This window comes from Pseudoduganella ginsengisoli, from assembly GCF_009720865.1.
GTDB classification, from domain to species: domain Bacteria; phylum Pseudomonadota; class Gammaproteobacteria; order Burkholderiales; family Burkholderiaceae_D; genus Rugamonas; species Rugamonas ginsengisoli.
The window spans coordinates 200,820-224,351 of sequence record NZ_WNLA01000001.1; the positions used below are offsets into that span (position 1 = coordinate 200,820).

At 60.2% G+C, this 23,532-nt stretch carries 20 protein-coding genes and 1 other RNA gene; 10 read left to right on the top strand and 11 right to left on the bottom strand.

Annotated features, from left to right (window positions below):
• Nucleotides 1-41 precede the first annotated feature (41 nt).
• Entirely contained in the window at nt 42-263 is a 222-nt protein-coding gene (locus tag GM668_RS00890; RefSeq protein WP_155437053.1) for a TIGR04438 family Trp-rich protein, read from the top strand.
• Nucleotides 264-307: 44 nt separating this feature from the next.
• Here the strand turns inward: GM668_RS00890 and ilvD are convergent, their stop codons facing one another.
• Entirely contained in the window at nt 308-2,170 is a 1,863-nt protein-coding gene (ilvD, locus tag GM668_RS00895) for a dihydroxy-acid dehydratase (protein WP_155437054.1), read from the bottom strand.
• Between the two features lie 121 nt (nt 2,171-2,291).
• Between ilvD and GM668_RS00900 the strand changes: the two genes are divergently transcribed.
• The 3 genes from GM668_RS00900 (at nt 2,292) to GM668_RS00910 (ending at nt 4,953) form a co-directional block, all read left to right on the top strand.
• A complete protein-coding gene (locus GM668_RS00900; RefSeq protein ID WP_155437055.1) occupies nt 2,292-3,188 on the top strand; it encodes a LysR family transcriptional regulator in 897 nt (298 codons plus the stop codon).
• Nucleotides 3,189-3,193: 5 nt separating this feature from the next.
• Nucleotides 3,194-4,012 (top strand): prolipoprotein diacylglyceryl transferase, encoded by an 819-nt coding sequence (gene lgt, locus GM668_RS00905; protein ID WP_155437056.1) that lies wholly within the window; start codon nt 3,194-3,196, stop codon nt 4,010-4,012.
• Nucleotides 4,013-4,170: 158 nt separating this feature from the next.
• Complete coding sequence (locus GM668_RS00910; protein WP_155437057.1) at nt 4,171-4,953, top strand: PEP-CTERM sorting domain-containing protein; 783 nt, start codon at nt 4,171-4,173, stop codon at nt 4,951-4,953.
• Between the two features lie 30 nt (nt 4,954-4,983).
• On the opposite strand, the gene GM668_RS00915 is transcribed toward GM668_RS00910, so the two are convergent.
• The 5 genes from GM668_RS00915 to GM668_RS00935 all read right to left on the bottom strand — a co-directional run bounded on the left by GM668_RS00915 (nt 4,984) and on the right by GM668_RS00935 (nt 11,369).
• Nucleotides 4,984-5,442: an EVE domain-containing protein gene (locus GM668_RS00915; protein WP_155437058.1), complete on the bottom strand. Its 459-nt coding sequence runs from the start codon at nt 5,440-5,442 to the stop codon at nt 4,984-4,986.
• Nucleotides 5,443-5,509: 67 nt separating this feature from the next.
• A non-coding RNA gene (gene ssrS, locus GM668_RS00920) (6S RNA) lies at nt 5,510-5,688 on the bottom strand.
• Nucleotides 5,689-5,735: 47 nt separating this feature from the next.
• Nucleotides 5,736-6,047 carry a cell division protein ZapA gene (locus tag GM668_RS00925; protein WP_170305439.1) on the bottom strand — a complete coding sequence of 104 codons (312 nt, stop codon included), beginning with the start codon at nt 6,045-6,047 and terminating at the stop codon, nt 5,736-5,738.
• Nucleotides 6,044-6,301 (bottom strand): hypothetical protein, encoded by a 258-nt coding sequence (locus GM668_RS00930; RefSeq protein ID WP_155437059.1) that lies wholly within the window; start codon nt 6,299-6,301, stop codon nt 6,044-6,046. The genes GM668_RS00925 and GM668_RS00930 overlap by 4 nt, the downstream gene beginning before the upstream one ends.
• A gap of 166 nt (nt 6,302-6,467) precedes the next feature.
• On the bottom strand, nt 6,468-11,369 hold the full coding sequence (locus GM668_RS00935; RefSeq protein WP_170305440.1) for a beta strand repeat-containing protein: 4,902 nt from the start codon (nt 11,367-11,369) through the stop codon (nt 6,468-6,470).
• Nucleotides 11,370-11,510: 141 nt separating this feature from the next.
• Between GM668_RS00935 and GM668_RS00940 the strand changes: the two genes are divergently transcribed.
• The 5 genes from GM668_RS00940 to GM668_RS30990 all read left to right on the top strand — a co-directional run bounded on the left by GM668_RS00940 (nt 11,511) and on the right by GM668_RS30990 (nt 16,432).
• Nucleotides 11,511-12,191 (top strand): response regulator transcription factor, encoded by a 681-nt coding sequence (locus GM668_RS00940; RefSeq protein ID WP_155437060.1) that lies wholly within the window; start codon nt 11,511-11,513, stop codon nt 12,189-12,191.
• Nucleotides 12,191-13,624, top strand: a complete 1,434-nt coding sequence (locus GM668_RS00945) for a sensor histidine kinase (RefSeq protein WP_229498788.1) — start codon at nt 12,191-12,193, stop codon at nt 13,622-13,624. The genes GM668_RS00940 and GM668_RS00945 overlap by 1 nt, the downstream gene beginning before the upstream one ends.
• 166 nt (nt 13,625-13,790) lie before the next feature.
• On the top strand, nt 13,791-14,081 hold the full coding sequence (groES, locus tag GM668_RS00950) for a co-chaperone GroES (protein ID WP_154371745.1): 291 nt from the start codon (nt 13,791-13,793) through the stop codon (nt 14,079-14,081).
• Nucleotides 14,082-14,127: 46 nt separating this feature from the next.
• On the top strand, nt 14,128-15,774 hold the full coding sequence (gene groL / locus GM668_RS00955) for a chaperonin GroEL (protein ID WP_155437061.1): 1,647 nt from the start codon (nt 14,128-14,130) through the stop codon (nt 15,772-15,774).
• A gap of 115 nt (nt 15,775-15,889) precedes the next feature.
• Nucleotides 15,890-16,432 carry a hypothetical protein gene (locus GM668_RS30990; protein WP_229498790.1) on the top strand — a complete coding sequence of 181 codons (543 nt, stop codon included), beginning with the start codon at nt 15,890-15,892 and terminating at the stop codon, nt 16,430-16,432.
• Nucleotides 16,433-16,474: 42 nt separating this feature from the next.
• Here the strand turns inward: GM668_RS30990 and GM668_RS00965 are convergent, their stop codons facing one another.
• Nucleotides 16,475-17,713 carry an MFS transporter gene (locus tag GM668_RS00965; protein ID WP_155437062.1) on the bottom strand — a complete coding sequence of 413 codons (1,239 nt, stop codon included), beginning with the start codon at nt 17,711-17,713 and terminating at the stop codon, nt 16,475-16,477.
• Between the two features lie 9 nt (nt 17,714-17,722).
• A complete protein-coding gene (locus GM668_RS00970; RefSeq protein ID WP_155437063.1) occupies nt 17,723-18,259 on the bottom strand; it encodes a PadR family transcriptional regulator in 537 nt (178 codons plus the stop codon).
• 128 nt (nt 18,260-18,387) lie between these two features.
• Between GM668_RS00970 and GM668_RS00975 the strand changes: the two genes are divergently transcribed.
• Nucleotides 18,388-19,161: a hypothetical protein gene (locus GM668_RS00975; protein WP_155437064.1), complete on the top strand. Its 774-nt coding sequence runs from the start codon at nt 18,388-18,390 to the stop codon at nt 19,159-19,161.
• Between the two features lie 84 nt (nt 19,162-19,245).
• Here GM668_RS00975 and GM668_RS00980 read toward each other — a convergent pair whose 3' ends face one another.
• The 3 genes from GM668_RS00980 to GM668_RS00990 form a co-directional block, all read right to left on the bottom strand.
• Nucleotides 19,246-19,623 (bottom strand): nuclear transport factor 2 family protein, encoded by a 378-nt coding sequence (locus tag GM668_RS00980; protein WP_155437065.1) that lies wholly within the window; start codon nt 19,621-19,623, stop codon nt 19,246-19,248.
• A gap of 116 nt (nt 19,624-19,739) precedes the next feature.
• Nucleotides 19,740-21,614: a glucokinase gene (locus tag GM668_RS00985; protein WP_155437066.1), complete on the bottom strand. Its 1,875-nt coding sequence runs from the start codon at nt 21,612-21,614 to the stop codon at nt 19,740-19,742.
• A 183-nt stretch (nt 21,615-21,797) separates the two neighbouring features.
• Complete coding sequence (locus tag GM668_RS00990; RefSeq protein WP_155437067.1) at nt 21,798-23,420, bottom strand: alpha-glucosidase; 1,623 nt, start codon at nt 23,418-23,420, stop codon at nt 21,798-21,800.
• Between the last annotated feature and the right edge of the window lie 112 nt (nt 23,421-23,532).

The window sequence follows — 23,532 nt, forward strand, 5'->3', positions numbered from 1 at the left end:
GCCCATTCTTTTGTAAGATGATGTATCCAGGGAGAACTTCTATGCCGATTATTATACTGATTGTTGCACTGGTTGGCTTACGCTATTTTGAGGTCTGGCGTTTTGCCGAAATTTCATGGTGGTACATTGTCGGCCTGATGGTGTTTGCCTTCGTCTGGTTCGAGTTTTTGGAACCAATGCTGGGGCTCGACAAGCGCAAGGCCCATGACGTCGATGAGCAGCGCCGCAAGGACCGGGTGAAAAAGAATTTCGACAAGAAATAAGAAAAGCCGGCACGCAGCCGGCTTTTCTGTAGAGCAGTTAAGACTTAACGCTTCAACTGCGACAAGTCGCGCACCGCGCCGCGGTCCGCCGACGTGGTCAGCGCCGCATACGCTTGCAGCGCCTGCGACACCACGCGGTCACGGTTGACCGGCTTCCACGCGTCAAAGCCTTTCGCTTCCATGGCCGCGCGGCGGGCCGCCAGCGTTTCATCGGAAACGCGCAGTGCAATGGTGCGGTTCGGGATATCGATGTCGATCATGTCGCCCTCTTCCACCAGGCCGATCGCGCCGCCTTCCGCCGCTTCCGGCGAAGCGTGGCCGATCACCAGGCCCGACGAGCCGCCCGAGAAGCGGCCATCAGTGAACAGTGCGCACGCCTTGCCCAAGCCTTTGGATTTGATGTACGACGTCGGGTACAGCATTTCCTGCATGCCCGGGCCGCCTTTCGGGCCTTCGTAGCGGATGATGACGACGTCGCCCGCATGCACGGTGTCGCCCAGGATGGCTTCCACTGCCGCATCCTGGCTTTCAAACACACGCGCCTTGCCGGAGAACTTCAGGATGCTTTCATCCACGCCCGCCGTTTTAACGATGCAGCCCTTTTCTGCCAGATTGCCGTACAACACCGCCAGGCCGCCATCTTTCGAATACGCGTGCTCCAGGTCGCGGATGCAGCCCGTGCTGCGGTCCGTATCCAGCGCGTCATAGCGTTCCGATTGCGAGAACGCGACTTGCGTTGGCACGCCGCCCGGCGCCGCGCGGAACAGCTGGTGCACGGCAGGGTCGTCGCTGCGCTTGATGTCGTTCTTTTCAATGGCTTCGCCCAGCGTCTTTGCGTGTACCGTCGGCACCGACGTGTCGAGCAGGCCGGCGCGCGCCAGCTCACCCAGGATGCCGACGATACCGCCGGCGCGGTGCACGTCTTCGATGTGGAACTTGTCCGTCATTGGCGCAACTTTGCACAGGCATGGCACTTTGCGCGAAATGCGGTCGATGTCGGCCATCGTGAACGGTACGCCCGCTTCATGCGCGGCCGCCAGCAAGTGCAGCACCGTGTTGGTGGAGCCGCCCATCGACACGTCCAGCGCCATCGCGTTTTCCCATGCTGCCATGGTGGCGATATTGCGCGGCAGGATCGAGGCGTCATCCTGTTCGTAGTAGCGCTTGGCCAGGTCCACGATCAGGCGGCCTGCGCGCAGGAACAATTCTTTACGGTCAGCGTGAGTCGCCACGATGGTGCCGTTACCTGGCAGCGACAGGCCCAGCGCTTCGGTCAGGCAGTTCATCGAGTTGGCCGTGAACATGCCGGAGCACGAACCGCAAGTCGGGCAGGCGGAACGCTCGATTTCCGCCACGTCCGCGTCGGACACGGTGTTGTCGCCGGCCTTGATCATCGCATCCACCAGGTCCAGCTTGATGATCTTTTGCGTGTTGTTGACGACCTTGACGACTTTACCGGCTTCCATCGGGCCGCCCGACACAAACACCACCGGGATGTTCAAGCGCATGGCAGCCATCAGCATGCCGGGCGTGATCTTGTCACAGTTGGAAATGCAGACCATGGCGTCCGCGCAGTGCGCGTTGACCATGTATTCCACAGAGTCGGCGATCAGGTCGCGCGATGGCAGCGAATACAGCATGCCGCCGTGGCCCATGGCGATACCATCGTCAACGGCGATGGTGTTGAATTCCTTGGCCACGCCGCCTGCCGCTTCGATTTCACGGGCAACCAGTTGGCCCAGGTCTTTCAAGTGCACGTGGCCTGGCACGAATTGCGTGAACGAGTTCACCACGGCGATGATCGGCTTATCGAAATCGCCATCTTTCATGCCGGTGGCGCGCCACAGCGCGCGCGCGCCGGCCATATTGCGGCCATGGGTGGTGGTACGGGAACGGTATTGCGGCATGGTCTACTCCTTATTTTGATGACGCCAGATTGCCTCGCCCATGCCCACAAGTCAAATATGGTTTTTACACTCCTGTGATACGCTATAAATATCACAGAGCAAAATTTCAAATGATTCCCATATGAACATTGAATTGCGCCAGCTGCGCTATTTCATCACCGTGGCCGAAGAACTGCACTTCGGGAAAGCCGCCCAGCGCCTGCACATGACGCAGCCGCCACTGTCGCAAGCCATCGCGCAGCTGGAAGAGTTACTGGGCGCCCCGCTGTTCGACCGCAACCGCCGGGGTGTGGCCCTGACGCCGGCCGGCAGCGCGCTATTGCCGGAAGCGCGCCGGCTATTATCACAGGCGCAGGAATTGCCGGCCCTTGTACAGCGGGCCGCATCGGGCGAGACAGGCCGCCTGGCGCTGGCGTTCGTGTCGTCTGCCGATTACAGCGTGCTGCCGCCCTTCCTGCGCGCCTACCGCGCCGCCTACCCGCAAGTGCAAATCGCGCTGCAGGAAGCCACGTCGGACTTGCAGCTGGAAGATTTATTACACAGCCGGATCGATGCGGGCTTGCTGATCCCTCCCCTGCCCGACAAGGCCAGGACGGAACTCGACTACCTGCCCGTGCTGAAAGAACCGCTGGTGCTGGCCGCGCCGCTGGGCTTGATCACGAGGCGCGGCAAGGTTGCCCTGAAAGCGTTGCCGGCGCTGCCGCTGATTATCTTCCCGCGCGCCATTTCACCCGGCCTGTATGACGCGATCCTGTCCGTGTTCCGCGCAGCGGGACTGACCCCGGCCATCGGCCAGGAAGCCATCCAGATGCAAACCATCGTCAGCCTGGTGTCGGCTGGCATGGGCATCGCGCTTGTGCCACAATCCGTGTCGAATTTAATGCGCCCCGGCGTAGAATACCGGGCGCTGGCCGACCCGACACCGCTGGTTGAAACCGGCCTGGCCTGGCGCCGCGACAATCCGTCGCCCGTGCTGCTGGGCTTCCTCGAACTATTACGAAACCAATTAAGGAACTGAGCTGCATGCTGATCCACCCGATGCCCGATCCTGTCGCTATTGCGCTGGGCCCCGTCAAGATCCACTGGTATGGCCTGATGTACGTGCTGGCATTCGCGCTGTTCATCCTGCTGGGCCGGGTGCGCATCAGGCAGCCGCACATCGCCAGGCAAGGGTGGACCAACCAGCACCTGGACGACATGCTGTTTTACGGCATGCTGGGCGTGGTGCTGGGCGGCCGTCTCGGCGAAGTCTTGTTCTACCGCCCCGGCTACTTCTTCCACCACCCGCTGGAAGTCTTCGCCGTGTGGAATGGCGGCATGTCGTTCCACGGCGGTTTCCTCGGCGTGCTGCTGGCCATGTGGCTGTGGGCGCGCAAGCAAGGCTTCAATGTGCTCGATGTGTATGACTTCATCGCGCCGCTGGTGCCGCTCGGGTATGCGTGCGGCCGCATGGGGAACTTCATCAATGCGGAATTGCCGGGCCGCGTGGCCGATGCGAATTTGCCGTGGGCGATGATCTGGCCCAACGTCGATGCGCTGCCGCGCCACCCGTCGCCGATTTACCAGTTGCTGGTCGATGGCTTGCTGGTGTTTGCCATCGTGTGGCCCTTTGCCCGCAAGGCCCGTCCGCGGCTGGCGGTTGGTGCACTGTTCGTGCTGCTGTATGGCTGCGCGCGCTTCTTCACCGAGTATTTCCGCACGCCCGACTGGAGCATCAATGTGGCCGGCATCGATATCTCGTCCGGCCAAATCCTGTCGCTGCCGATGATCATCGGCGCGCTGCTGATGCTGGCATGGTCGTACCAGCGCAAGGTATTCGCCGGTGCAGCGCCAGCCGCATGACTGCGGCAGGGCCGCCGCACCCTGTCGAAAAACTTTACAAAAAGAACTTAGTCATTAACACAAGGCAATTTAAGTTACTGTTCTTAAACAATAATTTTTCACTGGTACAGTAATTGCATTACACAAATTATCGCCAATATTTCCACTGCGCCGCCGCCATGATTCCGACCAAGACCTTGAAGACAGCTGTTTTGTTCACTTCCTCGCTCATCCTGAGCGCAGCGGCAAGCCTGGGGCATGCAACGCCTATCGTTTTCGACAATATGCAGGCATTTGAAAGTGGCTCTGCCACTGCGCGCGTGGCCGTGACCGGGGCCAACCCGAATACGTTCATGGGCGGGGGCTATCAACTGAAGGCCGGCACCAAGAGCATTTCCGGCTTTGATTTCTACGCCGCCAATTCCACCAATGCCACCTATTCCGGCCTGAAGGTCAACATCTGGGTGTGGGACACGGTGAATACCGGGACGGCCAATGCCGCCAATCCAGCTTTTTCCAACCTGCTGGGGTCTTATTCGTTTACGACGTCCCCGATGACGGTTGCATCGGGCTACTACTACTCCATCAAAGAAAACCTGGCAGCGCCGCTGCTGCTCAACGATACCGTGATTGGCATCACCTATAACTTCCAGGGTACCCAGGATGGCGTCAATTACAGCAGCGTCAACGGACTGACCGACGTGATCGCACTCAACGATGCACCAACCGTCGGCGCCGCGCTGTTCAATGGCTACTTCCGCAACGCGAATGCCGAGACCAACGGTAACTTCACGTCGTCTGTCCGCTCGCTCGGCGGCTATTCCACGCAAAGCCTGGCTGTGCGCATCTATGGCAGCGATACGCTCGACAACAACGTCAATAACGTACCGGAGCCGGCGTCCTTCCTGTTGATGGGCCTCGGCCTGGCGCTGATGGTCAACATGCGCCGCAAAGCACGCTGATTGACAGCGCGCACTGCAACGCCAAGCGCCTTACTTCAGCAGCGCTTGCAGCGTCTTCCACTGCGCCGGCGTCACGGGAGTAATTGACAGCCGGCTGCCCTTTTGCAGCACCACCATGTCGTCCAGTTCCGGTATCGTGCGCAATTGCGCCAGCGATAACAAGCGGGTCTTGCGCACGGCTTTCACGTCCACCATCAGCCAGCGCGGTTCTTCGCGCTTGGACTTCGCATCGTAGTAATGGCTGTTGGGATCGAACTGCGTATCGTCCGGATAAGCCGCACTGGCCACTTCCGCCAACCCGGCAATGCCCGGCTCCGGGCAGCTGGAGTGATAAAACAGTACGCCATCGCCCACTTGCATGCCGTCGCGCATGAAGTTGCGGGCCTGGTAGTTGCGCACGCCGAACCACGGCACGGTTTGATTGGGCGCCGCCAGCGCATCATCAATGCTGACTTCATCGGGTTCGGATTTCATCAACCAGTAGGCCATTGCATTCCTTTAGACGAAATGAAAAAAGCGGCAACGCACGTCGATGCGCAACCGCTTTTATAGGAATGAGTGCCCCGCCTGTGCCGCTATGCCGGCATCCCGAACCTGACGGCTCAGGTGGTCACAGTTAGTTCAATTTCGGGTTCATCGGGCTAGCGACGCTCACTCCCATCAAACAAATTCCCGCGACCGTTGCAAACAAATGGTTCAAGGAATATAAGGCATCCACGAACACCGCAGGGTGAGACGCAGTTTACTCCTCCTTGCGCGTTCGGGAAAGGGGAAAGACGCGATTAAAACAGAATTTCTTGCGGCGTCAGCGCACTGTCGAGCACTTTGTGCATGGCCGCAATCTTTTCCTGCACTTCCAGCATGGACATGGAAGACAGCGGGCCGGATGGCGCTTTGGAAGACAGGAACTCAGCAGCCATGCTCAGCGCAGCCATCACGGCAATACGGTCATTGCCTTTGACTTTGCCCGCATCGCGGATGCCTGTCATTTTTTTATCCAGGAAGGCAGCCGCTTCACGCAGCGCGCGCTCTTCCTCTTCTTTACAAGCCAGGCGGTATGGCTGGCCCATGATGGTTACGTCAATTTGAATCACTGGGTTTCACTCTGAGGTTGCGGCGCAGCCTGGTCCGGTGCTGGCGGCGCGGCTTCGGCGGTCTCTGGCGGAATCTGCTCCAGCAAGGCCGACACGCGCCGGGAGGCTTCGGCCAGACGCAACTGGTATGCCTGGGCATCCGCAAACAGCGCAGCATTACGCTGGCGCAGTTCGGCATTTTCACGGCGCAGCGCCATCGTCATTTCGGCCAACTGGTCGATTTTATCGGAAAGTTCTTGGAATTCTGAAATCATCCCGCCACTATAGGATGCCTTGCAAAGCCGCGTCAACAGTGGCGCGTGAATGATGCGCATATTTGAATACGCGCTCGGTTATGTAGGCAAAAAGGTAATAAAAATCGCCATTCCCGCGCCGCAGGAATGGCGATGTATTAAGCAGGCACTAAGCTTTAGCCGTTATTCAGCTGTTGCTGACACCCACCAGCGCAACCCCTGCGGAACCGCCGGTAATCGATGCCTGTAACAAGTCGGCAAACGTATGCAAGCGGTCCACGGTCCAGCCGGACGCCATGTCATACGGGCTGCTGCCCTGGTCCGCATGCGCGATCAAGTCCGCCATGTTCAGCGCGGCCACCTGCTTGCCGGATGCGTCGATCAAGTCCAGCTCACTGAAACTGCCTTTCGCATAATCGGCAATGGTGAATTGCGCATACGACTTGCCGCCGCTGACGTAATTGATGACCAAGTCGCTGCCATCGATGTTGGCTTTGACGTTATCAGCACTCATGGTGACGCTGGAGAACACCTTGTTGGCGGTGAACTTCAGGATTTCACCACCGCCCGACGTGTCGTGGATGGTGTCCTTGCCATCGCCCATCGACATCACATACGTATCCTTGCCATCGCCGCCGCGCAAGTCATCGTTGCCCATGCCGCTATACAACGTGTCGTCGCCAGCGCCGCCCCACAGGCGGTTATTGCCTGCGTACTTGTAGCCCAGCGCGTAGGCGAGGAAACCGGCAATGAAGAAGTCCGCGCCTTTGAATTCCGACAGGTGCGTATCGATGCCCAGGTATTTGCCCAGCCAGTTGATGCCATCGCCGCTGGCATTCGATGCCGTCTTCAGCGCATCGCCCAGCCACTCGACGGACGTCGACAACGCACTGCCCACGTCGGCATCGGCCACGTAGCTGACGCCGCTGGTGATGCCATTGATGGCGGTGTTCAAACCGCTCTTGCCGTCATTGAGGGCCGTCTTCAATGGCGAAGCGATGTCGAAGTCTGCCGACGACAGGCCGGTGGCGCCCGTGATGGCCGATACGGCCGAATTGCCCGCGCTGTTCATGCTGTCCACCAGCTTGCCCGCGCTGGCCGTGGCTTTATCCAGTTCCGACTTCATGGATGCGGCAATACCATTCCAGCCTTTGCTGATTTCATCGGTCAGCGTCGTGTTCAGGTATTTGGTAATGGCGTCAAAGCCTTTACCGGCATCCGTCCACGCGGCGTTGAGCGTATTGGCTTTGCCGACCAGCAGGTGGTCGATCACGCCCCAGCCGAGACCCATCATGGTGTCGTTGCCATTGCCGCCGCCCACGTAAGTGCCGGCATTGGTGGCGAAGATGGTGTCGTCGCCGTCACCGCCGACAATCACGTTGCCCACCAGGTTCAGCTTGGACAAATCGCCTTTCGACAGGGCGCCATATTGCGAGCGGATGAAGTTCGCATTCATGGCCGCGCCCACCCAGTCGCCGGCGGATTCATAGTCGTTTTCCACCAGTGCTTCGGCTGCATTGAACACCGTGATTTCCGCCAGGCCGATGATGGTGTCATTGCCCGCGCCACCGACGGCGATATTGTTCTGGCCGGACGACACGATCAAGTCATTGCCTGCGCCGCCCATGCCGATGGTGGTGGTGCCGGCCAGGATCATCGTGTCATTGCCGTCGCCGGCGTGCACGAAGTTCATGCCCGTATCGAGGCTGACCTTGGAGCTGCTGGTGGTTTGCGGCTTGTCGGCACCTTCGATGGCCGTCGTCGTCGTGCTGCTGTACGACAGCTTGCTGCCTGCATTGACGACCACGAGGAAGTCATCGCCGCTGTCGGCCAGCACCACGTTATGGTCGCCATACACGACCGCCGTGTCATTGCCCGCGCCGGTCCAGCCCACGTTCAATTGCACGCTGCCCGTCGTGTTGCTGGTGGTGGTTTGCTGCGAACCTTCCGGCTGCGTGGTGGTGGTCTTGGTGTTGGAGCCGCCGTACGACACCATCACCATCACGTCCTTGCCGCTGCCGCCAATCACGGCATTGTCGACACCGACCACGGTTTCCACGTTATTGCCGTCGCCTGCCACGATCAGGTTGCCGTTGGCGTTGACCGACTTGGCGGCCGAACCAAAGGCCAGCGCCGTCAGCACGTCGTCGCCGCTGCCGCCTTCAATGATGTTGGCCTTGCCCAGCGCCGTCACCACATTGTTACCCTCGCCTGCCACGACGGCGTCATACGTGCCGATCACGGTCACCACGTCGCTGCCCGCACCGGACACGATGCCGGCCTTGCTGCCGACCGACGTGACGACGTCGTTCGACGCGCCCGTGACGATCAGGTTATTGATGCCCAGCGCCGTCGCCGTGGTGGCTGCGCTGCCGCCCACCAGCACGTTGTTCTTGCCAAACGCCGTCATCGTGTCGCGGCCGGTCTGGCTCGACGCTGCGCCGGCCAGGCCAGCTTTCGACACCAGGTCGGTTGCCGCCACGCCGGCTGCAATGGAATCGACCAGGCCGACGGCCGTTGCGCCGACTTCCTTGTAATCACCGGAGACCAGCAAGTTATTCGCGCCGGCCGCCGTGATGGTATCTGCGCCCGCGTCGCCCCACAGCACGTTGCGCGCGCCGATGGCCGTGATCACGTCATTGCCGGTGCCGCTCCACACAACGTTGTTGGCGCCGATCGTGGTGGCCACGTCATTGCCGCCGCCCGTGTACACGACGTTGGTGTTGCCGATACCCGTCACCACGTCGTTGCCGGCCGTGTTGGCCAGCGTATTGCCGATGAAGGTCGTCACGGCTTTGGTGGCGCCGCCTGCGGCGCTGCCCAGCTTGGCCGTCACATCGGCCACGCCTTCGCCCAGGCCCGTCACCAGCACGTTGTTGGAACCAGCTGCTGTCACCACGTTGCTGCCTGCCGTGTTGACGACGATGTTGTTCGCGCCAATGGCCGTGGTGATGTTGTCGCCGCCGTTGGCCAGCACGATATTGTTGCCGCCTGCCGCCGTCACCACGTCCTTGCCGGCGCCCGTGTAGATCACGTTATTGCCGCCGACTGCCACGACAGTGTCGTTGCCCGCGCCGCTGTTGATGGCGGCGGTCAGCTTGGCGGTGGCGTTGCTGACGGCTTGGGCAGCGTCTTTGCTTGGCATGACGTCGGCCAGCACTTTGCCCAGGCCGCCCGTGGCTGCCTTGACCATGCCGCCCAATTCCGTCAACACCACGTTGGTGCCGCCCAGGGCGACCGTCGTGTTGCCGCCCACTGCCGTGGCGATCAGGTTGCCTGCACCCAGGCCCAAGGTGGTGTTGCCGGAACCATTGGCAATGACCACGTTGTTCATGCCGACTGCCGCCTGCAGGTTGCCGCCCTGGTTGCTGATCAGCGCATTGGTGTTGCCCACTGCGCCGACCTTGTTGTTGGCGCCGCCCGTGTAGACGATGTTGACTGCGCCGCCCGCCACGATGGTGCTGCTGCCGCCGCCTTCGACGATGACGTTGGCGCCGCCGCCAACGACAACCGTATCGTTGCCGTCATTGGCATTGACGCCATTGCCGCCGCCCAGCGCCAGCACGGTGTCGTTGCCTTCGGCAGCGTTGATGACATTCAGGCCGCCAATCGCAGTCACCGTGTCATTGCCTGCGCCGCTGTTGATGACGTTGGCGCCACCCTTGGCATCGACCTTGTCGGCGCCGTTGCCCGTGGTGACCACGTTCGATGCCGCGTTGACGGTGACGTTATTGTTGCCGTTGCCGACGTTGATCACGTTCGACGCGGCATTGGCGACCACGCGGTCCGCGCCATCGCCAGCGTTCAGCACGTTGCTGGCGCCGTTCAGCGTCACAGTGTTGTTGCCGTTGCCAGCGTTGATTTCATTGGATACGCCGCCTGCCGTGATGGTGTCGTCGTTGCCGCCCGCAGTAATCTTGTTGCGGCCGCCTTCAGCATTGATGACGTTATTGCCTTCGCCAGCATTGATCTGGTTGTTGGCTGCCTTGACGGTGATGCGGTCCGCGCCGTAATTCGTGTTGATGACGTTGCTCGCGCCATCCGCGGTCACCACGTCGTCCCAGTTGCCGGTGGTGATGACGTTCGACGCGCCGCCTGCCGTCACGGTATTGTTGCCGTGGCCCGCGTCAACGATGTTGGAGCCGCCATTGACGGTAATGTTGTCGGAGCCATCGCCGGTGGCCGTGACCTTGTTGCTGCCGCCATTGGCCACCACGGTGTTATTGCCATCTCCGACATTGATCTGGTTGTAGGCGCCATTGACGGTGACACGGTCATGGCCGCCGCCAGTATTGATGATGTTGCTTGCGCCATCAGCCGTCACCGTATCGTCCCAGTTACCCGTGTTGATGACGTTCGACGCACCGCCCGCATAGACCGTGTTGTTGCCATGGCCTGCATTAACGACGTTGGAACCGCCTTTGACGGTGATGTTGTCGCGGCCATCGCCGGTGGAGACTTTGTTGGAGCCGCCGTTGGCCACCACGGTGTTATTGCCGCCATCCAGGTCGATGTCGTTCCAGCCACCGTTCGCCGTGACGTTGTCGTCGCCATTGCCCGCGTCGATTTCGTTGTAGGCGCTGTTCACGGACAAGGTGTTATTCCCTTCGCCCAGGTCAACGTCGGCTGCCGCCCCTGCGGAAACCGTTACCGTGTCATTGCCGTTACCGCCAAAAATCTTGTTATAGGCGCCCACTTCCACCTTGATGGTGTCGTCGCCATTACCGCCGTCGATACGGTTGTAGCCGCCCACTTTGACAGTGATGGTGTCATTGCCGTCATCGCCATACAGGTTGTTGTAGGCGCCCGCCGTTACCGTGATGTTGTCGTTGCCGCCATCGCCGTGAATGATGTTGGCGCCCAGCGACGACGCCGTATAGCTGTTGTCGCCATTGCCCAGGCTTTTCTTCGTATAGCCCAGTTCCGAAATCTTCTTGGCCGCAGCCGCGATATCGTCGCCGACACTTTCAAAGGCTTCGCCGATGCCATTCAAGTCGCCACCGAGATCCTTGATGGTGTCGCCCACCTTGTCGACCACCTTGGCAATAGGCTTGACCACATTCTTTTTCAACCAGCTGCCGATACTCATCGTGTCTGACCTTTCTCCATGTTTTTACACACTTGCATTAAAACAATGGAAAATGACAAGACGCATGACAATTGGATTACAGCTTTGTAATTTATCCGGGCCGCGATTGACGGAGCCGGGAGCCACCGGGACAATATCGACATGAAAGCCCTACTGATTGAAGATGAACAGCGCATCGCCAGCTTTGTCTGCGCGGGATTGCGCGAACACGGCTTCCTGGTCGACCATTGCGAAGATGGCAACCTGGGCTATGACTATGCGCTGAGCCGCGAATATGACGTAGTGCTGCTCGATATCATGCTGCCGGGCCGTGACGGTTTAGCTATCCTCAAAGCCATGCGCCGCGAAGGCCGCGACACGCCCGTCATCCTGCTGACCGCCCGCAATGAACTGGACGACCGCCTGCAAGGCTTGAATTTGGGCGCCGATGACTACCTGGCCAAGCCATTTTTCGTCGAAGAACTGATTGCCCGCATCCATGCCCTGCTGCGCCGGGTCAGCGGCGAGCGGCAAAACATGCTGGCGGTCGGGCCCGTGCGGCTGGACCGCTTGAGCCGCGTGGCGGAAATCAATGGCCGCTCCGTCGAGCTGACGAGCCGCGAATTCAATTTGATGGAATACCTGATGCGCTCGCCGGGGCGCGTGTATACCCGCACGCAAATCCTGGAACACGTGTGGGGCTACGATTTCGAACCGCAAACCAATATGGTTGACGTGTGCATACAGCGGTTGCGCAAAAAGCTGGATTTGCCGGAAGACGTGGCGATTGAAGCCGTGCGCGGCGTCGGCTACCGGCTGCGCAAGCCTGACGGCGCACCTTGATGCCTACTCATACACCGGCGCCTGCCGGGCGGGCACGCCGCCGTTCCCTGATTGCGCCCATGCTGGAGCGCTGGCCGCAATTGCGTTCGTTCCGGCTGCGCATTGCGCTGGTGTCGACCGTCATGGCGCTGGCGGCCATTACCGCACTGTACGCCTCCACCGGCTACATCATCGTGCAGCGGCGCGCCAGCATCATTGACCGCATGCTGGCCGCCCAACTGGCGGCGCCGCTGTTCCAACTGACGTTGCAAACGCCGTGGTCCGCCATCGACGCCAACCTCAATGCCACGTTTGCAGGCTTTGCGCCGGAAAATTCCCCGGAAGGCTTCGTCGTCTTGCGCGTGCTGCATGCGGATACGGAGGAACTGTACCGCAGCAGCGACTGGCCCACGGATTTGGCGCCCCGTCCGGCGTCCGGCTTGCAAACCGTTGACACGTTTGAACACAGCTGGCGCGTCGGCTCCGTTACCAATGGCCCGGTGACGGTGTGGATCGCGATTAACCGCAGCCTGTCCAATGTGCAATTGCGTGCATCCTTCAGCAAATTCGCCTTTGCCCTCGTCGGCCTGGCGGCGCTGATCGGCTTGCTGTCGTGGTATCTGGCAGGCGGCGCCATGCGTCCGGTGGAACGGCTGACGCGCGTCATGGTGCGCCTCAATGCGCTGGATCTGGACCGGCGCGTGTCATCCGAACACGAAGACCGCGAATTTGCCGAACTGATTGCCGTGTTCAACGCGATGCTGGACCGGCTGCAGCGCAGCTACCAGCAAGCCGTGCGCTTTTCCGGCGATGCGGCCCACGAATTGAAAACCCCGCTGACGATTTTGCAGGGCGAACTGGAACGCAGCTTTGCCCGCGCGGTCCACGACCCCACGCTGGAACAAGGCTTGGCGAATATGCTCGACGAAGTGCGCCGCCTGGATTCCATCGTCCGCAAATTATTATTACTGGCGCGGGCCGATGCAGGCCAGTTGCACATCCCCATGGCGCGCGTGAATCTCTTGCCGATGCTGCAAGATTTGGCGGAAGACATTGAGCTGATGGATGACAGCCGCCCCGTAAGGCTGGACTTGCCGCCGCACCTGCACGTCAATGGCGATGCCGAGCTGTTGGGCCAAGTGCTGCACAATTTAGTCAGCAACGCCATTAAATATGGCACGGCGGGCGGCTGGATCGCACTGGAAGCGCGCGCAGACGGGCAACATTGGCAAATCGACATCTCCAACGCGTCGGAAGGCATTGCCCCGGAACACTGGGACCGCTTGTTTGACCGCTTTTACCGCGCCGACCAAGCCCACAACCGCCGGATTTCCGGCGTCGGACTGGGCTTGTCGCTGTCGCGCGACATCACGCGCGCCCATGGCGGCGCACTGGAATTGGCCGACCCTGGCCCCGGAAAAGTATGTTTCCGCCTCACCTTGCCCATCGCATAAGCAAAATACTTTTGTAAGCACTTCTTGAAATACCAAAACACCATCCCTATAATTGGCACTCGTTAGACGAGAGTGCTAACAAGAATTCTGGGGCTGCGGCCTGGCGCGTACGCGGCCGCAGTCCCAATAGCTCGACATCCATTGCCGTTATCTAAAGGAGTTTTGTATGAATCTGCGTCCATTGCACGATCGCGTAATCGTTAAGCGTCTCGACCAGGAAACCAAGACCGCATCCGGTCTGATCATCCCTGACGCTGCTGCTGAGAAACCAGACCAGGGCGAAGTTCTGGCTGTGGGCAATGGCAAAGTGCTGGACGACGGCAAAGTGCGTCCACTGGAAGTGAAAGTGGGCGACCGCGTTCTGTTTGGCAAATACTCGGGCCAGGCTGTCAAAGTTGACGGCGAAGAGCTGCTGGTTATGCGCGAAGAAGACATCATGGCTGTTGTGAACAAGTAATTACTTGTTAAAACATCCACACTGACAAAATACAGGAGTAATCAAGATGGCAGCTAAAGACGTAGTATTCGGCGACGCAGCGCGCGCCAAGATGGTTGAAGGCGTAAACATTCTGGCCAACGCCGTTAAAGTCACCCTGGGCCCGAAAGGCCGCAACGTGGTGCTGGAGCGTTCGTTCGGCGCCCCAACCGTTACCAAGGACGGTGTATCGGTCGCCAAAGAGATCGAACTGAAAGACAAGCTGATGAACATGGGCGCGCAAATGGTGAAGGAAGTTGCTTCCAAAACCAGCGACAACGCCGGTGACGGTACCACCACCGCAACCGTGCTGGCCCAGGCAATCGTGCGCGAAGGCATGAAGTTCGTTGCTGCCGGCATGAACCCAATGGACCTGAAGCGCGGCATCGACAAAGCTGTTGCTGCGACCGTGGAGCAGATCGCTTCGATCGCCCGTCCATGCACCACGTCGAAAGAAATCGCCCAGGTTGGTTCGATTTCCGCCAACTCCGACGCATCGATCGGCGAGCGTATCGCTGAAGCCATGGAAAAAGTCGGCAAAGAAGGCGTCATCACCGTGGAAGACGGCAAGTCGCTGAACGACGAGCTGGACATCGTTGAAGGTATGCAATTCGACCGCGGCTACCTGTCGCCATACTTCATCAACAACCAGGAAAAGCAAGTTGCCATCCTGGACAACCCATTCGTCCTGCTGTGCGACAAGAAAATCTCGAACATCCGTGACCTGCTGCCAGCCCTGGAGCAAGTTGCCAAAGCCGGCCGTCCACTGCTGATCATCGCTGAAGACATCGAAGGCGAAGCACTGGCGACCCTGGTTGTGAACAACATCCGCGGCATCCTGAAAACCTGCGCAGTGAAAGCGCCTGGCTTCGGCGACCGCCGCAAAGCCATGCTGGAAGACATCGCTATCCTGACCGGCGGCCAGGTTGTGGCTGAAGAAGTTGGCCTGACCCTGGACAAAGTCACCCTGGCAGAACTGGGCCAGGCAAAACGCATCGAAGTTGGCAAAGAAAACACCATCGTCATCGATGGCGCCGGCGAAGCTCCAGCGATCCAGGCACGCGTCAAGCAGATCCGCGTTCAGATCGAAGAAGCGACCTCGGACTACGACCGTGAAAAACTGCAAGAGCGCGTAGCCAAACTGGCTGGCGGTGTTGCCGTGATCAAGGTTGGCGCTGCCACCGAAGTTGAAATGAAAGAAAAGAAAGCACGCGTTGAAGATGCACTGCACGCAACCCGCGCTGCCGTTGAAGAAGGTATCGTGCCAGGCGGCGGCGTTGCCCTGCTGCGTGCCCGCGCTGCCCTGAACATCAAAGGCGACAACCCAGACCAGGACGCAGGTATCAAGATCGTTCTGCGTGCAATGGAAGAGCCTCTGCGCATGATCGTTCAAAACGCCGGCGAAGAAGCTTCCGTGGTGGTGAACGCAGTTCTGGGCGGCACCGGCAACTACGGCTACAACGCTGCCAACGGCACCTACGGCGACATGGTTGAAATGGGCGTTCTGGACCCAGCCAAAGTGACCCGTTCGGCGCTGCAAAACGCAGCATCCGTGGCCAGCCTGATGCTGACCACCGACTGCATGGTGGCTGAAGTCGTAGAAGACAAGCCAGCCGGCGGTATGGGTGGCATGGGCGGTATGGGTGGCATGGGCGGCATGGACGGCATGATGTAATTGCCTCGCCGTAAGGCTCGGCCCTCACGCTGACAAAGCCTGCAAGGTTCGCCTTGCAGGCTTTTTTCGTTTAGTATGGCCGCACCCTTCGCACCCATTGATTTCAGGCTTACTCATGGCAGCACGCAAGAATTCTTCGACTTCCGCCGCAATTGCGGGCACCCTGGCTGGCTTGCTGGCAGCCGGGCTGCTCGGGTATTACCTGTACTGGAATAAACAGCCGGAAACCAAGGAACGCCCCGCCCCGATGGCAGCGGCACTGGCCGATGCCATGCAGGCGTCCGTGGCGGCGCAAGCCGCCACTCAAACCGCTCCTGTTCACAAGGGCGCGCTGAGCCGCGAGCAAGCGGTGGCGACGTTGATGGCCTTGCCGGAATTGCAGGCGTGGTCAAAGCAGATTGAAAAAGCGTCCGGCGGCAAAGCGCACGGCGCCATCATTGAATACGATAACCAGCTGCGTGAACATGATGGCAAACGCTATTACCAGTTAAGCTTCATTGAGAACAGCGATGACACCGCCCAGCGCTGGGAAAGCTTCCTCGTCAGCCTGACCGATGGCGATATCCTCGTCGATGACGATATCGATGGCACAGTATTGAGCCTGGCCCAGTGGCGGGAAACAAAAAAACCGCTGCAGCGCAGCGGCCCGGGAACGTGATGTAGACTCAACGGCGGATTCGTAGAACCCGCCCCACGGAACTTATGCAGCGCCTTTGACCGGCTGTGCGGCCTGCACGCCCTGCACCTTGCTGACCCACAGCAGCGTCACGATCGACAATGCCGCCGCCACCCAGCCAATGGTGCCGTAACCTTCAATATGGCCTGCCGTATCGGTCGACAGCATCAACCCGCCCAGCATCGCCCCGCACCCCGTGCCGATCTGCATCAGCGCCGCATTGGCGCTGAGGAACGCCCCACGGCGCGACGGATGCGGCACAGTGGTCAACAGCGCCTGCAGCGGAATCCCCCGCCCCGACACTACCATCATGAACAGCGGGAACAGGAACATCAATCCCCACAGCGGCCAGTGCGGCAAATGCGTCATCAACAGCATCGGCACCACTGCAAAACCGGCCAGGCAGCGATAGACAAAATGTTTACCGGCGCGGTCCGACCAGGCGCCAATCACGCGGGCCGATACCAGCGTGGTCAAGCCGCCCGCCAGATACACCCACGTGATCTCGGCAGGCTTGACGCCATAATTGGCCACCAGCACCGGTGAAATAAACGGGATGATCAACATGCCCGACACCATATTCACGCCAGACAGTGCAAACGCCTTTAAATGTTCCGGCACGCGGAACATACCCACCAATTCAGGCAGCACTTGCGACAGCGGCGTCGGCGCGGTTTTCAAATGCGCCGTCAGCGATGGCAGCACATTGGCCGCAGCAAACCAGATCGGCACGGAAAACAGCACCAGCAAATAAAACGCGGAAGCCCAGCCAAAGTGCGCCGACAGCATGACGCCGGCCGGCACGCCGGCGACGGCCGCCAAGCTGAACGACGTCATCACGATGCCCGTCGCCGCGCCACGGCGGTTTGGCGGAATCACGTCGGCAATGATGGCCATGCCGATCGCCCCCAGCACACCGCCCGTCAGCCCGGCGAAGGCGCGCGACAGTACCAGCACGTGGAAATTCGGCGCCAGCGCGCAGGCCAGGTTGGACAGCGAAAACAGGGCAAACATGGCCAGCATCAGGCGCTTGCGGTCAAAGCGGTCGATGTAGGCCATGGCCAGCAAGCCAGACCCACCCGCGCACCACGAATACACGGACACGGCGCCCGACACCTTGGCCGGGCCGATTTGAAATGCTTCCATCATTTGCGGCGCCAGCGGCATCATGACCATGAAGTCCATGATGACGGTGAACTGGATCAGCGCCAGCAGCCACAGGATGACGCGCTCACGCGCGGGAGTTAATTCGGTTGTAGGCATAAGCCTCCTTTAATCGAGTGCGTTAATATCGGCCGCAGCTTTGCGCAGGATAGCGCGGATTGCGTCCAGGCGTGTTTCAGTGGCAGAACCATCGCGGGCGCGGACGATGACGGCTTCTTTCAGCGCGTGCGTCAGTGCGCGCAAGTCACCGCCGCCCTCGCCCGGTTCCGACAGCCGCGCCATGATGGCGTCCACCATTTGCCGGTTTTCATCGAGGAAAGCCTGCCCTTCCGGTGTGATCGTGTGCAGCTTTTTTGCCCCTTCATGGGAAATCGATACGTGGCCCATGTCATACAGCATCGCCAGCAATGGGTAAATGGCGCCCGGGCTGGGCGTGTAGCTGCCACCGGCACGGGTTTCCAGTTCCTTGATGATTTCATAGCCATGGCGCGGCTTTTCAGAGATCAGTTGCAGCACCACATAGCGCATGGCGCCAGAATCAAACATTTTCGGACCTCGGCCGCCACCGCCCCGGTGGTGGCCAAAGAAGCCGTGGCCGTGCATGTGCGGGTGGAAATGGCGGTGACCTTTGAAGAAGTGGAACATAAAACCTCCATAAGATATATCGAAGTAAGATATATCTTAAACTATTTCAGTCCTGTTTCAAGGGATTTTTTTCTCTTTTGCCAGCTTGCCGTATGATGGTGATGATTCCACGCACGCTTTGATAACCGATGTTCAAGAAACTGCTTGCCCTGCTGGGTTTCAAGTCCGCGCCGGCTGCGCCCGATACCGGCACGCCCGAGCCTGCCCCAAACCCGGCGGCAGCCGGCCTGCCCGCTGGTGCGCCGCCTGCGCCCGATGGCTGGCCAGCGCCCGGATCGCCGCCCGGCCCCATCGCGCCTTATGCGCGTGAAGATTTAAACCTGGTCTACAACCTGCTGTTCTGCGACGATGCGTCGCTGTTCAAGACCACGGACGACGCCACCCGTTCGCTGTTCGCGGACGGCACGGAACCCAAGGTCGTGCGCGCCATTGCGGACGACCGCGACGAAGAAAGCCGCGTGCGCATGCTGGCGTATAACTGGCTGCACGAAAATGCGCAGCCGGTGCCGCCAAAGGAAACGCTGGGCGTGGTGATTGAAGTGCCGCTGGAACAGGGCCTCGACGTGCTGGCCGCCTATGCCGATGGCACGGTACGCTACATCAATCACATGGGTTCGATCAGCGTGTATGAAAGCCACCCGGCGGAAATCGCCGCGCAAGCCAAGGAAATCGTGGAAACCGCGCAGGGCATGGTGAAACAGCAGCCGGTTGGCACCCGCCGCCGCCAGGCGCCGCCCACGTTAGGCGACGTGCGGCTGACGGCGCTGGTGTCCGATGGCTTGTATGTGGGGCAAGGCGCGTTTGAAGCCATTGCCACCGGCAAGCAGACGGCGCCCGTTTTGCAGGGCGCGCAGAAGCTGCTGGATTTGATAGTGCGGCAGGGGCGGCCGAAGGCGGATTAGCGGCCAAGGCGGGCCAGGACCGGCTAATCCGCCCTTTGCCACCATCGTACGGCCATCACACCTGCCTGAGTGGCTTAAAAGTCTTCAGTGCTGTTCAGGTGTCTCGGTATGCGCAGAAGCTACCCACCTGCCATCTTTCCTGACCCAAGTGGTTGTGTCATACACGACCATTTCATGGCTCTTGCCGTCCATGGTGAACGATTGCTTAGCCTTGTAGGAAGCGATGGCCACATCCGGGACAGGAAAAATCACTCGCTCATCAAAGAATTCAAACGACGTGATTCGCGCCGTATCCGACAGGGCCATCGCCCTGTACTCATCGGGTTTGAAGTGATGAATGCCCCGCGTGCCAGCGGCGGCGGCCTGGTCATCCAGCAGCGAAACAGCGGTGTCGACATCCATGTCCACCATGGATTGCCAGAACTTGCGTTCCAGACTCATGATCTCAGCTTGCGTAGCCATTCTGTACCTCCGCTTGATCAAAAAACGACGGTAGCATGAAGGGCGTTTGGGCAGCGCCTGCTACACCTGCGAAGGTTGTTCACTAACCTGGAAGCAGAAAGCCCGCCGGACCCGGATCAGCTATCCAAATGCGAAATCAACAGCCTGCGATTCTCCTGCGCATCCCCGCTGGCCTTATGCTCCAGCACCAGCGACGCATTCTGCTCATCGAGCGAAATTCCCACCGACAAAATATCGATCAGCAGCAACTGCAAGATGCGCGAAATCATCGACAGGAACGTTGAACTGTCTTCGCTGTGATCCACCGCCAGGCACACGGTGGCTTTCTTGGCCAGCGCCGACTGGCTGGTGGTAATCGCAATCACGTCCGCCCCCGCAGCGCGGGCCGCATCAACCGCCTCCACCAGCTCCGGCAATTTGCCCGAATTGGAAATCGCAATCACCACGTCGCCCGGTTTCAGCAACTCGGCCGCCAGGTTGAACAAGTGCGAATCGCCATAGGCGGCCGTCGGAATGCGGAAGCGGAAGAATTTGTGCTGGCCGTCCAGCGCCACCACGCGCGAATTGCCCATCGCGTAAAACTCGATGCGCTTGGCTTTCGCCACCAGCGCAATCGCCTTGTCCAGCGAACGCACGTCCAGCTGGTCGCGGAATTTCAAGATGGCGGACACCGTGTTGTCGATGACTTTCGCGCTCAAGTCATGCGTGCTGTCCGACACGCGCACCTGGCTGTGACGCACAGGAATGGCGCCCGTCAGGCTGCTGGCGAATTTCAGTTTGAAGTCGGCCAGGCCGGAGAAGCCCATCGAACGGCAGAAGCGGATCACGGTTGGCTGTGACACGTCGGCCAAACGCGCGATGTCGGCAATCGGTTCGTTCAGGACAAGGCGCGGCTGCTCGATCACCAGTTGCGCCACACGCTGTTCAGCCGGCGTCAATTCGTGCTGCAAGTTCTGCACGCGTTCCATCAGCGTGTTGGCGCCGCTGCGGCCACGCAAGTGCTCCGACAAGATCGTCGCCACGCCGTAGAACGCCGGGTTCGGCGTGGTAATGACGTAAGTCGGGATTTCAGCCAGGTAGCTGGTGAAACGGCCCTTGGCTTCAAAGCGGGCGCGGAATGGCGATTGCGCAAACCACTCGCCCATGCGCGGCACGATACCGCCGCCAATGAAGATGCCGCCAAATGCGCCCAAGGTCACGGCCAGGTTGGCGCTGGCGCCGCCCAGCATGGCGCAGAAGCATTCCAGCACTTCCACGCACAGCGGGTCTTTGTCCGTCAGCGCGCCAGACATGATTTCCTGCGCATTCAAGTCGCGCACGTTGCGGCCATTGCGCTTGGCCAGCGCCTTATAAATGATTTCCATGCCGGGGCCGGAAATCAGGCGCTCAGTCGATACGTGCGGCCACGTTTGCCACGCATATTGCAGGATCGCGATTTCGCGCTCATCGGCGGGAGCGAAGTTGGTGTGGCCGCCTTCCGAACCCAGCGTCACGAAGCCATCCACGGTGGGAATCACGCCTGACACACCGAGGCCGGTACCCGGCCCCAGCACGCCAATGACGGAATTACCGGCCGGTTTGCCGCCACCCACCTGCATCAGGTCGGCCGGCTTCAGGCCCGGCAGCGACATTGCCAGCGCGGTAAAGTCATTGACCACCAGCAGCGTGTGCAAGCCCAGCACGCGGCGCACTTCATCCGTGGAAAATTCCCAGTCGCGGTTGGTCATGCGGACATAATCGCCGCTGACAGGGTTGGCGACAGCCAGCGCCGCGTGGTTCAGCGTAATGCCCTGGTGGTCGGCCAGGTAAGTGCGCAGCAGCGGCACGATGCCGGTGAAGTCGTCGCACTTCAGGACGCGCACAGCGCGGAACTCGGAGGGTCCCGTCTGGAGAGCAAAACGCGCATGGGTGGCCCCGATATCGGCCAGCAGGCGCGGACCGTCGGCAAACGCGGTGCGGCTTGTTTTTTGGTCAGCTTCAGCTTGTTTCATCGTCTCGTTTAACTCTCATACCGGGAATGCCCTTGAAGCCGGCAAGGATACCCGATTTATACGATGCTTAACATATCGGCACTGCATGAAGCCCAGCGCCGTTCTGCCTGCTTACCGGTACTGGCCGCGCTGGCAGCCGTACCGGCATGGCGGGTGCCGCAGCGCGGGACCCGCCCTACGCACTTATTGTACGCAGCCGAACCAGGCCCCGTAAGGCGGCAGCGTGACCGTGCCATCCGCTGCTACGGAACCCGGCAAGCCCGGCTCCGTGATGGTTTGCGCGCCGGCCGCCTGCGGCAGCGGCAGCGTGACTGCATCGCGTCCCAGGTTGAAGACCGCCAGCACGGAACGCTCGCCCTCCACGTCGCGGCGCAGCGCCAGCACGGGTTCCGGGGCGTCGAAGAAAGTGATCTCGCCGCGTGTCAGTTGCGGCATCGTGCGGCGCCACGCGATGAAGTGGCGGGCAAAGGCCAGCGGCGATTGCGGATCGCGTTCCTGCACGGACGCGGCGCGCGCAATGTGCTTTTCATCGACCGGCAGCCACGGCTTGCCCTCCGTGAAACCGCCATTCGTGGCTGCTTCCCAGGCGATCGGCGTGCGGCAGCCGTCGCGGCCCTTGAATTCAGGCCAGAACGTGATGCCATACGGGTCTTGCAGCAATTCAAACGGCACATCGCTTTCCGTAAAGGCCAGTTCATCACCCTGGTACAGGCATGGCGTGCCTTTCAGCGACAGCTGCATCGCCAATACCAGCTTGGCAAATTCCGGATTGGGATTGTCGCCGCCCCAGCGCGTCATGACGCGCACGGCGTCGTGGTTACCCACCGACCACGAAGCCCAGCCATCCTTTACACGGGCGCCGAATTGCTCGACTTGCGCGCGGATGTGCTTGGCGGAGCACTGCGGCGTCAGCAAATTGAAGCTGTACGCCATGTGCAGCTTGTCACCGCCTTCCGTGTATTCCGCCATGACGGCCAGCGAATCATCTGCGCCCACTTCGCCAATGGCCACCGCGCCATATTCATCGAGCAGCTTGCGGATGCGCTGCAGGAACGCCACGTTTTCCGGCTGGGTCTTGTCGTGGATGTGCGCCTGCATGCCGTACGGGTTCACGTCCGACACGGTGGCTGTATCGCGCACCAGCGCCGGCGGGTTGCTGCGCAATTGCCGGTCGTGGAAGTGGAAGTTGCAGGCATCCATGCGCACGCCATCGACGCCGCGCTCCAGCCAGAAACGCAGGCAATCCAAATGCGCCTGCTGCACTTCCGGGTTGTGGAAATTCAGGTCAGGCTGGCTGACGAGGAAGTTGTGCAGGTAGTACTGGCGGCGGCGCGTATCCCACTGCCACGACGAACCGCCAAACACGGACATCCAGTTATTCGGCGGGTTACCGTCCGGCAGCGGGTCGGCCCACACGTACCAGTCGGCTTTCGGGTTATCGCGGCTCCTGCGGCTTTCCGCGAACCACGCGTGCTGCTCGGACGTGTGCGACATCACCTGGTCAATCATGATTTTCAAGCCCAGGCTGTGCGCCTTGGCGATCATGGCGTCGAAGTCCGCCAGGGTGCCGAACAGCGGGTCGACGTCGCAGTAATCGGAAATGTCGTAGCCGAAGTCTTTCATCGGCGACTTGAAGAAGGGCGAAATCCAGACAATGTCCACGCCCAGCTGCGCGATGTAATCGAGTTTCGCAGTAATGCCGGGGATATCGCCCACGCCATCGCCGTTGGTATCGTTAAAGCTGCGGGGATAAACCTGGTAAATGATCGCTTCGCGCCACCAGTTCGGGGACAGTTGTTTGGTCATATTTCGTCCATAGGATAGGGTTTGTAGAGAATATACATCAATCATTTTGTTTATTCAAATCGGTTTGAATGCACGGGAACGCAAGCAAATCTCAATTTATTCAATAACTTAT

What these genes read in the sequence shown, in the direction of transcription:
- GM668_RS00900 (WP_155437055.1), top strand. Translation starts at nt 2,292, where the DNA reads ATGAACATTGAATTGCGCCAGCTGCGCTATTTCATCACCGTGGCCGAA.
- GM668_RS00940 (WP_155437060.1), top strand. Translation starts at nt 11,511, where the DNA reads ATGAAAGCCCTACTGATTGAAGATGAACAGCGCATCGCCAGCTTTGTC.
- GM668_RS00890 (WP_155437053.1), top strand. Translation starts at nt 42, where the DNA reads ATGCCGATTATTATACTGATTGTTGCACTGGTTGGCTTACGCTATTTT.
- groES (WP_154371745.1), top strand. Translation starts at nt 13,791, where the DNA reads ATGAATCTGCGTCCATTGCACGATCGCGTAATCGTTAAGCGTCTCGAC.
- GM668_RS00965 (WP_155437062.1), bottom strand. Translation starts at nt 17,713, where the DNA reads ATGCCTACAACCGAATTAACTCCCGCGCGTGAGCGCGTCATCCTGTGG.
- GM668_RS00980 (WP_155437065.1), bottom strand. Translation starts at nt 19,623, where the DNA reads ATGGCTACGCAAGCTGAGATCATGAGTCTGGAACGCAAGTTCTGGCAA.
- GM668_RS00915 (WP_155437058.1), bottom strand. Translation starts at nt 5,442, where the DNA reads ATGGCCTACTGGTTGATGAAATCCGAACCCGATGAAGTCAGCATTGAT.
- GM668_RS00945 (WP_229498788.1), top strand. Translation starts at nt 12,191, where the DNA reads ATGCCTACTCATACACCGGCGCCTGCCGGGCGGGCACGCCGCCGTTCC.
- GM668_RS00970 (WP_155437063.1), bottom strand. Translation starts at nt 18,259, where the DNA reads ATGTTCCACTTCTTCAAAGGTCACCGCCATTTCCACCCGCACATGCAC.
- GM668_RS00930 (WP_155437059.1), bottom strand. Translation starts at nt 6,301, where the DNA reads ATGATTTCAGAATTCCAAGAACTTTCCGATAAAATCGACCAGTTGGCC.
- ilvD (WP_155437054.1), bottom strand. Translation starts at nt 2,170, where the DNA reads ATGCCGCAATACCGTTCCCGTACCACCACCCATGGCCGCAATATGGCC.
- GM668_RS00975 (WP_155437064.1), top strand. Translation starts at nt 18,388, where the DNA reads ATGTTCAAGAAACTGCTTGCCCTGCTGGGTTTCAAGTCCGCGCCGGCT.
- lgt (WP_155437056.1), top strand. Translation starts at nt 3,194, where the DNA reads ATGCTGATCCACCCGATGCCCGATCCTGTCGCTATTGCGCTGGGCCCC.
- groL (WP_155437061.1), top strand. Translation starts at nt 14,128, where the DNA reads ATGGCAGCTAAAGACGTAGTATTCGGCGACGCAGCGCGCGCCAAGATG.
- GM668_RS00935 (WP_170305440.1), bottom strand. Translation starts at nt 11,369, where the DNA reads ATGAGTATCGGCAGCTGGTTGAAAAAGAATGTGGTCAAGCCTATTGCC.
- GM668_RS00990 (WP_155437067.1), bottom strand. Translation starts at nt 23,420, where the DNA reads ATGACCAAACAACTGTCCCCGAACTGGTGGCGCGAAGCGATCATTTAC.
- GM668_RS00910 (WP_155437057.1), top strand. Translation starts at nt 4,171, where the DNA reads ATGATTCCGACCAAGACCTTGAAGACAGCTGTTTTGTTCACTTCCTCG.
- GM668_RS30990 (WP_229498790.1), top strand. Translation starts at nt 15,890, where the DNA reads ATGGCAGCACGCAAGAATTCTTCGACTTCCGCCGCAATTGCGGGCACC.
- GM668_RS00985 (WP_155437066.1), bottom strand. Translation starts at nt 21,614, where the DNA reads ATGAAACAAGCTGAAGCTGACCAAAAAACAAGCCGCACCGCGTTTGCC.